At 74.3% G+C, this 2,351-nt stretch carries 1 protein-coding gene; it reads right to left on the minus strand.

Annotation, left to right across the window (positions count from 1 at the left end; genetic code table 11):
* Positions 1–2,351 (minus strand): thiol reductant ABC exporter subunit CydC (cydC, locus tag U9980_RS13550; RefSeq protein ID WP_322768235.1); only part of this gene is annotated, 2,351 nt, incomplete at both ends.

Genomic DNA, 2,351 nt, shown 5'->3' on the forward strand with positions numbered 1-2,351 from the left:
GCCAGTGTCACGACCGCGTCCAGCTCGTCGAAACCGCTGGTGCGGTGAGTGATGAGCAGGAGCGTCCGGCCGCGGGTCACGTCCAGGATCGTGCGCATCACCGCGGCCTCGGTCACCGGATCAAGGTGTGCGGTCGGTTCGTCGAGGATGAGCACCCGTGGATCGGCGAGCAGCGCGCGGGCCAGCAGCAACCGTTGACGCTGGCCGCCGGACATCCGCTCGCCGTCCGCCCCGACCCGGGTCACCAGGCCGTCCGGCAGGGCCGCGACCCAGTCGGCGAGCCCCACCCGGGCGAGCACGCCGGCGAGCTCCGCGTCAGCCGCCCCGGGACGCGCGATCAGCAGGTTCTCCCGCACCGTCGCGTCGAACACGTGCGCATCCTGTGTCATCCCGGTGACACTTCGATACAGCTCGTCGGTTCCGACGTGCCGCAGGTCCACCCCACCGACCTCGACCCGGCCCGCCACAGGGTCACGGAAGCGCAGCAGCAGGTCGACGACGCTGCTCTTGCCCACGCCGCTGGCCCCGACGAGCGCGACCCGGCTGCCGGCCGGTAGGTACAGATTGAAGCCGTCGAGCACCAGCGGGCCGTGCGGGCCGTACCGCAGGCGGACGCCGGCCATGCGGACGTCGAGTGGGCCGGCGGGCAGGGGTCGGGGCCGAGCGGGCTCGCCGACCGGCGGCTCGCGGTCGAGGACCGCGAAGACACGACCCGCGGCCTGGCGGGCTTCGGCGAGTGCCGCGAAGGCGCCGGTCAGGCCTGCCAGCGGCTCGAAGGCGGCGATCGTGGTGAACACGACCACGCCGAGCATCACCGGGGACAGCGCCGCGCGGTGCACGGCGTCCACCCCGACGACGCTGACGGCCGCCAGCGTGAGGCCGGCGGCAAGGGAACCGGTCGCCGTCCCCCACGCCGGTGACCGCTGCCACGGCCCGACCAGCCGCAGGATCTCGTCGTCGCGGCGGCGCAGCAGCGCAAGCCGGGACCGGACCGCGCCGAACGCGACAAACTCGTCCAGACCGTCGAGCAGGGAGACGATCTCGGTGTCCCTGCGCGCCCGCGCCAGCGCGGTGGCGGTGACCGTCCCACGGGTACGGCGGGCGGTCACCGGCCCGGCGATCACCGCGGCCACGGCGAGACCGACCGCCAGGACGGCGCCCGCGGCCGGCAGCACGACCGCGACACCGATCGCCGCCCCGGCACAGACAAGCGCCGCGGACACAGCCGGGCCCACACCCCGCAGCAGCGACTCCCCGACCCCGTCGACGTCCGCGGTGAAACGGCGCAGCAGGTCCCCGCGCCGATGGCTACCAAGACCCGCGGGAGCGAGCGGGACCAGCCGCGCGAACACCTCCGCACGCAGCTGCGCCAGCCCGCGCAGGGCCGCGTCGTGACTGGCAAGCCTCTCAACGTAGCGAAATGCCGGCCGGCCGAGCCCAAAGGCACGTACGGCGACGACCGCTACCATCAGCGTGAGCACCGGTGGGTGCTGCGCCGCCCGGACGATCAGCCAGGCCGAGGTGGCGGTCAGGCCGATGCCGCACCCCAGGGCGACCGCCCCGGCGAGGATGCCGAGCGCGAACCGTTGCCACGCCGAGGCGAAGAGCACCAACGCCCGCCGTGGCAACACTCCCGACAGACCGGCGGCCCCGACAGCACCGACAGCACCGACAGCACCGACAGCACCGACAGCGGCAGCAGGGACAGGATCGGGGACGATGGCAATCGGGACGACGACGGGTGTTGCAACGAGAACGCCCGGTGGGCACAACGGCGTGGGTACCGTCGTGCGGTCGTCGGTCACCCGTCCCGCCGAGATTGTGATCACCCGATCGGCGACCCCGGCAAGCACGTCGGAGTGCGCCACGAGTACCACCGTGGCATGTCCGCGCAGCGCCGCGACCGCCGCGGCTACATGCTCCTCCGCGGCGGCGTCCAGGCTTTCCCCCGGTTCGTCGAGCAGGACCAACGCGGCGTTGCGGACCAGTACCCGGGCCAGCGCCACCCGGCGTAGCTCACCGGCTGACAGCTCCCCGCCGTCCTCGCCCACGGCACGGCCCGCCGGTGGCGCACCCGCGGCGGCCAACGCCGCGGTGACCTCGGCGGCACCGGCGCCCGGCCGTCCCAGCCGGACCTCGTCGGCGACCGTGCCACCGCAGACCGCATGGGGACGCTGCGGCAGCCAGGCGATCCGGGCCCGCCAGCCGGCCGGGTCAAGGGCGGCGAGATCGGTGCCGTCCACCAACACCCGGCCCTGCGCCGGGATGAGCGCCCCACGCAGCAGGGCCAGCAGCGTGCTCTTACCAGCGCCGCTCGGCCCGACCAGCGCGACGATCTCACCGCGACGGAT

It is taken from the genome of Protofrankia sp. Cr1, from assembly GCF_963555865.1.
Classification (GTDB): domain Bacteria; phylum Actinomycetota; class Actinomycetes; order Frankiales; family Frankiaceae; genus Protofrankia.